We start from the raw sequence: 7,707 nt of genomic DNA, 5'->3' as shown, positions 1-7,707 counted from the left end.
GCCGACGACGACGAGGGCCGCAGCCGCGACCAGACCCGCGACCCCGGTACCCGCCCGACGCGCGATCACGAGCCCGGCGGGGTCGGGACCGGGCCCAGGTACGGGGCGATCGCCTCACACCGTGGCACGCGGGGGTTGGCGGGATCGAGCGCGTTGAGCACGAAGTCCGCCGTCCGCGGGTCGGAGGCGATCGCCAGGTGTTCGGCGTGGTTCTGCTCGCACCCGTCCTGGATCACCACGTTGGTCGTCTGGGGCCCCGGGACCAGGCCCGAGGTGTAGGGCGTGACCAACTGGTCGTACCGGGTGACGACGTTGAGGTAGCGCACCCCGGGTGCGTAGGGGGACCCGCCGCTCCACAACAGCTGTAGAATCTCGGAGCCGGGGGACATCTGGGACAGGGCGGGGATCTGACCCAGCTGCTCCGACACTCCCGGCACATCGTCCAGCGACCTGCGCATACCCCCTCCGGAGCCCTCCCACAGCGGGGCGATGGATGCGACGGTATTCACCGCGCCGGGGCGGCCGACCTTGGCCACCAGGCCGGAGACCAGGGTGCCCTGCGAGTGCCCCACCAGGTCGACCTGCTGGGCGCCGGTGGCGGCCAGCACACGATCGATGAACTCCCCGACCTGCGGCACCGAGACCGCCATGATGTCCGAGAGCCCGCCCAGCACACTCACCGGCCACGGGACATCAGGCAGGGCGCCGTAGGTCAGCGTGAACACGCAGTAGCCCTCGTTGTGCAACAGCGGACCGTACGTGGGCCAGTTGGTCACCGCACCTCCCGAGGTGCCGTGGACCAGCACCACCGGACGCGGCTTATCGGCCGAGGGCCGACACGTCCAGTCATTCGCCCCGGGAAGTTCCGCCCCGGGTTGGGCGAGCGCCATGGCGGCTCCGGTCAGGAAACTGTAGGGCACCGGGATCGGGGCCCGCGAGGTCGGATCCGTGGCATGGGCGGCGCCCGTGCCCGTCACGACGAGGGCTGCCGCGGCCACTGCGGCCGCTGCGGCGCGGGCGGCACCGATTATGTTCATCTTCTCATTAAGCCACGCCCTGTGATCATCGGCAGGTCCTTTGCGTATACGAGCCCGGACTCGGCCTCGACCACCGCCTCGACGGCGTTGACCAGTCTCATCGCGGTGACGAGCATTCCGGACTCGTTGTGGTCGCCGTGTTCGGCGTGGTGGGTGAACTCCACCCGCATGGACGGCTGACCATGAATCTCGATGCGGTAGCACCCGTCACCGTGATCAGGCCGGGGCCAGTCCGGCGCCTGATCGGCGTCCGTGCGCGTGACGTGCTCCAGGACGATGCGGTCCTCACCGTCGACCTGACCCACGACCTCGAACCGTAGTGCCGCCTGGGTCCCGGCGGGGACCTCGCACGCCAGCAGGGACAGGTCGCGCTCGGCGGGCAGTCGCTCGTAGCGCTCGACCAGGGGTTCGTCAAGGGTCACCTCGACCGCGGCGGCGAGCTGCCGGACCACCGACCCCCAGCCGGCGGCGAGCATGCCCGGCCTCAGAAGCGGTGGGAGGGACTCCATGGACTGTCCGAAGCCGAACAGCCGCCGCATGGTCTCGCCCTGGTGGTAGACCGAGTAGTCGGCGATCTCGCTCACCCGGATCAGGTCGATCCGCCGGGACAGGCTCGTCATGACCATCGGCAGGACGTCGTTGGCGAACCCCGGGTCGATCCCGTTGACGTGCAGCGTCGCACCGCCGACCCGGCCGGCCTCGTCCAGGGCGGCGATCATCTCCTCCGGGAGGATCCCGTGCGGGTACTGCAGCAGCACGGGACCCGAGGCCACCACGTTGATACCCGCCCGCAGGAACCGGGTGACGTCGTCGATCGCCTCCATGAACCGCGACTCGGTCTCCGCGGTGTAGACCACCGCGTCGGGTTCGAGTGCGAGCAGCTCCGACCGGTCGTCGGTCGCGACCACTCCCAGATCCCGGTCCAGACCGGCGAGCCGACCGGCGTCGAGGCCCACCTTGGCGGGGTCGGAGACGAAGACGCCGACGAGCTCCAGTTCGGGCCGGGCATCGATCGCCTCGACCGCCATCCTGCCCAGGTAACCCGTCGACCACTCCACGACTCTGATCGGCACGTCCCGCTTCGTCATGATCGGACGATAGCCGGATGGTCCGCGCGCCGGACCGGGCTCACCGGATCCGGGTCGGGCTCACCAGATACTGACGCGTTTCTCCGGCGCGAGCCACATGCCGTCGGACTCGGTCACACCGAACGCCTCGTGGAAGTCGTCGAGGTTCTTGACGACCTGGTTGCAGCGGAACTCCGGCGGCGAGTGCGGATCCACCGCCAGGCGACGGGCGGCCTCCTCGGCGCGGGTCTTGGTCCGCCACACGATGGCCCACGAGGCGATCAGCCGCTGCAGGCCGGTGAGGCCGTCGATCTCCGGCCCCACCCCGGTGCCTTCGGCGGGCTCGCCGTCCTGACCGTACGCCAGGCGGTAGGCGAGGATCGCGATCGTCAGACCGCCCAGGTCGCCGATGTTCTCCCCCACCGTGAAGGCGCCGTTGACGTGATCCTTGGCCGGGTCCAGGCCGTCGGGGGTCAGGCCCTGGTACTGGTCGATCAGCGCCTCCACACGCGTGCCGAACGCGCTGCGGTCCTCGTCGGTCCACCAGTCCACGAGGTTCCCCTCGCCGTCATACTTCGACCCCTGGTCGTCGAACCCGTGGCCGATCTCGTGTCCGATCACGGCGCCGATCGCCCCGTAGTTCGCGGCGTCGTCGGCGTCGGCGTCGAAGAACGGCGGCTGCAGGATCGCGGCCGGGAAGACGATCTCGTTCATCACCGGGTTGTAATAGGCGTTGACCGTCTGCGGCGTCATGTGCCACTCGCCGCGGTCGACCGGGCCGCCGAGCTTACCCAGTTCGTAGTGGTGCTCGAATTCGGCGGAGCGGCGAACGTTGCCGAGCAGATCGTCAGCGCGGACCTCGAGCGCCGAGTAGTCGCGCCACTTCTCGGGGTAGCCGATCTTCGGCACGAACGCCCCGAGCTTGTCCAGCGCCCGCTCACGTGTGGCCGGGGTCATCCACGGCAGCCGCGCGATGGAGTAGCGGTACGCCGCGGTGAGATTGTCGACCAGTTCCACCATCCGCGCCTTGTGGCCGGGAGGGAAGTGGCGGGCAACGTACTCCTTGCCGACCTCCTCGCCGAGGGCCGCCTCGACCGCGGCGACGCCGCGCTTCCAGCGAGCCTTGATCTCTTCGGTGCCGGACATCGCCGTGCCGTAGAAGCGGAAATTCTCGTCCACCAGCTCGGCGGTGAGATAGGGGGCGCGGGAGGAGACGGTCCGCCAGCGCAGCCACTGCTTCCAGGTCTCCAGCGGCTCGGTGGCCCACAGTTCGGCGACGGCGGTGAGGTAGTCGGGCTGCATCGCCACGAGCCGCCCGAAGGTCTCCCGGGTGCCGCCGACCTCGCGGGCCCAGTCGTGCCACGGGAAGCCCGGTGCCAGCTCCGGCAGTTCGTCCCAGGCGACGGGGTTGTAGGTCTTGTCCGCGTCCCGGCGGGCCACGACGTCCCAGTGGGCGGCGGCGATGCGGGTCTCCAGGGCGACGATCTGTTCCGCGGTCCGGCGGGCCGCGCCCTCCGAGCCCTCTCCGTCGGCGTCGTCGGTCACCCCTGCGAGGCCGAGCATCCGCGCGATGTGGTCGGTGTACTGGTCGCGGAGCTCCGCGTACTGGTCCTCGCGGTAGTAGGACTCGTCCGGCAACCCGATGCCGTACTGCACCAGGTACAGGATGTACTCGCTGGAGTTCTTGGCGTCGTTGTTGACGTACGCGCCGATCAGGCCACCGACGCCGACCTTCTCCAGACGGGCCATGGCACGGGCGAGCGAATCGGAGTCGGCGGCGCCGTCGATCTCGGCCAGGTCGGGGGCGAGCGCGGCCACCCCGGCGGCCTCGACCGCGTCGGAGTCCATGAAGGAGGCGTAGAAGGCACCGATCTTGGAGTCGACCGGAGCGTCGGTGATGATGTCCCGTACCCGCTCCTCCGACAGGTCGCGCAGGGCGAGAAACGCGCCGTCGATCGGACGGTCCGCGGGGATCTCGTGGTCCCGCAGCCAGGTCCCGTTGACGTGCTGGTACAGATCGTCCTGCGACCGTACGTCGGGGTCGATGTACCGGAGGTCCAGGCCCGAGGGGCGCGGGGCGTCGGCGGTGGGGATCTCGGTCGCTGTCATGCGACCAGGCTACTCATACGACCCGCGAGCAGTCCGTCAGTGGAAACCGTTCTCGAGGTTGTGCTGCTTGGCCCCCGAGTAGGCGTCGACCATCCCCCACACCCAGAACCCGAGCATGATCGGGATCCCGATCAGGACCACGGACAGCAGGATCCCGAGGAAGTAACCGGCCATGATGCCGATGCCCTTGCCCGCCTGGCCGTTGATGATCGTGCCGAGCCCCGGCAGGAAGAAGGACAACACCAGCGAGAGCGCCGGCTCCTTGCGCGAGGCGCCGTAGTTGGGCGCGTACGGGTGCACAGCGCCCGCACCCGGGGCCCCGTAGGGCTGAACACCGAAGGGCTGGGCCCCATAACGCGGCATTCCGTAAGGCTGAGCGCCGAACTGCGAAGCGCCGTAGGGCCGATGGTCGAACGGCTGGTCGGCGAACGGCTGGTCGGCGAACGGCTGCTGACCGTACTGGGGGGACGTGTACCCCTGACCGCCGAAGTCGGTCGACCCGTAGGACTGCGTGCCGTACGTCGAGCCGAAGGACGCCGACCCGAAGAACTCCGTCCCGGAGGGCTCCGTCCCGTACGCCGCCCCGAAGTCATCGCGGTCGCGGCCGTGGGATTCGTGATTCTCCGACGGGGTAGTCATACCCACCACAGTAACGCGGGGTAGCGACATACCGGTTGCGAGCCGGCATCAGTTGCGCGCGGTCATCCCCGGCCGGGCCCAGATGTCGGCACAGTCGACGCAGGCGTCCTCCGACACGACCCCGACGCGCTGCAGTTGCCCGTACATCCAGCACCCGAGGCAGAAACCCAGGGCGGCCTCGGCGAGAGCTGCGGCCGCCAGCACGCCCAACACCACGACCCCCGCCGTCGTCAACCCGCCGAGGAGCAACCCGAGCGCGACGGAGGACATGACCAGTCCGATCGACTGGGCGAACCGCTTGGGTGGACCCGCGACCAGTCTGGGCTCGGAGCTGACCCTCGGGGCGAGCACGTGCACCGCGAGCCTCCCGAACGGTGAGTACCGCGGTCCTCCGGCCACCCGGAGGGCGAAACCGACGACCAGCGCCCCGGCGAGCCAGGTCTGCGCGGGCGGCGGCGCCAGCATCGTCACCACCGCGAGAGTCACCACCAGGCCGGCGGTGCACCGGGCGGCGTAGTCGTTGACGACCTCCGGGAACGCGAACACCTCTCGCAGACTCATGCCCGACCTCCTCGTACTCTCGGCGCTCTCTCCACCGGAACCCCGATAGACAGATCTGTCTATCACTGCCTCCGAGCGTACGCCCCACGCGGCGACAGCCGCAATCCTCGGACCGCCCGGGACCCGCGCGCGCCGACCCTCCCGCCGGGCGGATCAGGCTCCCCGCACCCCGCACCCCACACCCCACACCTAGGCTGGCGCCCGTGCCCCCACCGCTCCGTCGCCGTTCCGGCTCACCCCGACCGCCCGCCGCACCGTCCGTGCCGCGCCGGGAGCAACTGCAGACGCCGCGGTCAGAACTCGAACCGGACGGTCTGTGGGACGGAGTGTGGGCCACCGCCGAGGACACTCCGTCGCCAGCCGAGGGCGCGGTCCGGATGGGCGGCTCGGAAATCCGTGAGTCGGTCCTCCAGGGCATCCGGCTGAGCAGTGCCAGGGCCGACTCACTGCGACTCACCGACGTCGAGGTGCGCGGGTGCGACCTGTCCGGGATGGTCGCCGACGGAGCCACGGTGACGCGGGTCAGGTTCGTCGGATGCCGCCTCACCGGCATGGTCCTGTCCGACGCCAGGCTCACCGACGTGTCCTTCGAGGACTGTCACGCCGACATGATCAACCTCCGGATGGCACGGGTGCACCGGGTGCGCCTGTCCTCGACCCGTTGCAGGCAGGCCGACCTGCTGGAGGCGCGGGTGGCGGACCTGTCGACGGACGGCGCGGACCTCCGCGGGGCCACACTCCACAACGCGACCTTCACGGCCGCGGACCTCCGCGGGGCCGACCTGGAGGACGTGCGGGGACCGTCCGCCCTCCGGGGATCGCTCATCTCACCGGAGCAGGTCCTGGGGGTCGGCCTGGCCCTGATCGCCGAGGCGGGCATCAGGGTCGAATGACAGAGGCCGGGTCACCGGGGCGGGACGAACGCTCACGGCAGGTGGGTGGCGGCGTCGCGCCACTGGTTGACGGCCCGGTTGATCATCGCCTGGAGGCGGAGAACCTGGTCACGATCCGTCAGGGTGACCCCCTCGACCCCGGTCCTCAGCACGAGTTCGGGCATCCCGCGACCCGCGCCGTTCTCGTCGAGCACCACCGTCTCCGTGATGGTCACCTCGAGGACCGCGTCGTCGGCCGGCCCGTCGACTTCGGCGACGAGGTCATGCCTGTAGCGGAAGGTCGAGAAATCTACTGCATCGGTCACGAGGGGAACTCCCGACTGGGAACGGAGGGACTACGTCCACCATAGGGGCGGCGGGAAGGGTGATCGCACCAGTGGGACAGCGTGTTACCGGTTGTGACGGATCCGTGACCCGCACCACCGTCGATCGGTGCGGTTACCCCACTCGATGTGAGGAAAGTTGCGCGAGTTGCTTGTGTGACCGTTGTTACTAAACAATACTTCCCCCATGACACCAGCCGGTCAGCCGTCCCGCCACGCTCTCCTCCCCCGCCTCGTCGTGGCCCTGGCCTCCGCGGCCGCTCTGGCCCTCGGCCTCCTCGTCGTCGTCATATCCCCCCGCGCCGACGCCGTCGTCCCCCTCTCCCCCGCGTTCGACGGCCTTGCCCGCGGCATCGACTCCTCGAGCTGGCAGCACCCGCACGGTGCGCCCGTCGACTGGCACGCAGCCGCCGCGTCAGGCCAGTCGTTCGCCTTCATCAAGGCCACCGAGGGCACCGGCCCCGCGAACCGCTATTACGAGGCCGACGTCGCAGACGCCCGGGCCGCGGGGATGGCCGTGGGCAGCTACCACAAGGCTCGCCCCGCGATGGATCCGGCGATCCAGGCACGCGCATTCGCCACCCGGGTGCAGTCGGTGGGCGGCGAGCAGCTACCACCGGTGCTCGACATCGAGACCGACGAGGGCAAGAACCCGCAGGAGCTGATCGAGTGGACGCGGGTCTTCCTGACGGAGCTTCAGCACCTCACCGGTAGGACGCCGATCGTCTACACGTACCGGTTCTTCTGGATCGACCGGATGGCCAACACCACCCAGTTCTCCGAGTACCCGCTGTGGTTGGCCGAATACGGGGTCCCGGAGCCGACGCTCCCCGTGATCGGCGGGTGGGACGAGTGGCTGCTGTGGCAGAACTCGGAGACCGGGGAGGTGCCGGGCTTCGCCGGCCCCGTGGACCTCAACGTCTTCGCCGGGACCATCGAGGAGCTCGGGGCGTGGATCGGCCCCGTCTCGCCGGGTGAGGCACCGGTGCCCGAGGCCGCACCCGAGGTGGCCCCCGAGTCCGCACCCGCCGGGGATCGGGCCCCCATCCTCGACCCCGCTCCGGCGCCCGTCGCCGGG

General features: G+C 70.0%; 8 protein-coding genes. 2 read left to right on the top strand and 6 right to left on the bottom strand.

The features are described 5' to 3' along the window. Nucleotides 1–65: 65 nt before the first annotated feature. The 5 genes from G6019_RS03030 to G6019_RS03010 are packed head-to-tail and all read right to left on the bottom strand — an operon-like array spanning nucleotide 66 to nucleotide 5,413. Nucleotides 66–1,037 (bottom strand): esterase/lipase family protein, encoded by a 972-nt coding sequence (locus G6019_RS03030; RefSeq protein ID WP_182612809.1) that lies wholly within the window; start codon nucleotides 1,035–1,037, stop codon nucleotides 66–68. Continuing rightward, nucleotides 1,034–2,125, bottom strand: a complete 1,092-nt coding sequence (locus G6019_RS03025) for an NAD(P)H-dependent amine dehydrogenase family protein (protein ID WP_194305390.1) — start codon at nucleotides 2,123–2,125, stop codon at nucleotides 1,034–1,036. The genes G6019_RS03030 and G6019_RS03025 overlap by 4 nt, the downstream gene beginning before the upstream one ends. 60 nt (nucleotides 2,126–2,185) lie before the next feature. Further along, nucleotides 2,186–4,213: a M13 family metallopeptidase gene (locus G6019_RS03020; RefSeq protein WP_182612808.1), complete on the bottom strand. Its 2,028-nt coding sequence runs from the start codon at nucleotides 4,211–4,213 to the stop codon at nucleotides 2,186–2,188. Between the two features lie 36 nt (nucleotides 4,214–4,249). Further along, nucleotides 4,250–4,852, bottom strand: coding sequence for a hypothetical protein (locus G6019_RS17070; protein WP_206681802.1), 603 nt, complete (start codon nucleotides 4,850–4,852; stop codon nucleotides 4,250–4,252). Between the two features lie 48 nt (nucleotides 4,853–4,900). Beyond that, on the bottom strand, nucleotides 4,901–5,413 hold the full coding sequence (locus G6019_RS03010; protein WP_182612807.1) for a DUF4395 domain-containing protein: 513 nt from the start codon (nucleotides 5,411–5,413) through the stop codon (nucleotides 4,901–4,903). Nucleotides 5,414–5,616: 203 nt separating this feature from the next. Here G6019_RS03010 and G6019_RS03005 point away from each other — a divergent pair, with 203 nt between their 5' ends. Continuing rightward, a complete protein-coding gene (locus tag G6019_RS03005) occupies nucleotides 5,617–6,306 on the top strand; it encodes a pentapeptide repeat-containing protein (protein ID WP_309230140.1) in 690 nt (229 codons plus the stop codon). A gap of 32 nt (nucleotides 6,307–6,338) precedes the next feature. Here the strand turns inward: G6019_RS03005 and G6019_RS03000 are convergent, their stop codons facing one another. Then, nucleotides 6,339–6,611: a hypothetical protein gene (locus G6019_RS03000; protein WP_182612806.1), complete on the bottom strand. Its 273-nt coding sequence runs from the start codon at nucleotides 6,609–6,611 to the stop codon at nucleotides 6,339–6,341. 205 nt (nucleotides 6,612–6,816) lie between these two features. On the opposite strand from G6019_RS03000, the gene G6019_RS02995 reads away from it, so the two are divergent. After that, on the top strand, nucleotides 6,817–7,707 hold an 891-nt coding region (locus G6019_RS02995; protein ID WP_194305389.1), incomplete at its 3' end, for a glycoside hydrolase family 25 protein.

It is taken from the genome of Dietzia sp. DQ12-76, from assembly GCF_014145045.1.
GTDB lineage: Bacteria > Actinomycetota > Actinomycetes > Mycobacteriales > Mycobacteriaceae > Dietzia.
The sequence above is the reverse complement of the archived record's forward strand: the minus strand, read 5'-3'. Positions and strand labels throughout refer to the sequence as shown.

Bases quoted from the DNA above. Each gene is read 5' to 3' on its own strand.
- G6019_RS03030 (WP_182612809.1), bottom strand. From the start codon at position 1,037: ATGAACATAATCGGTGCCGCCCGCGCCGCAGCGGCCGCAGTGGCCGCG.
- G6019_RS03025 (WP_194305390.1), bottom strand. From the start codon at position 2,125: ATGACGAAGCGGGACGTGCCGATCAGAGTCGTGGAGTGGTCGACGGGT.
- G6019_RS03020 (WP_182612808.1), bottom strand. From the start codon at position 4,213: ATGACAGCGACCGAGATCCCCACCGCCGACGCCCCGCGCCCCTCGGGC.
- G6019_RS17070 (WP_206681802.1), bottom strand. From the start codon at position 4,852: ATGACTACCCCGTCGGAGAATCACGAATCCCACGGCCGCGACCGCGAT.
- G6019_RS03010 (WP_182612807.1), bottom strand. From the start codon at position 5,413: ATGAGTCTGCGAGAGGTGTTCGCGTTCCCGGAGGTCGTCAACGACTAC.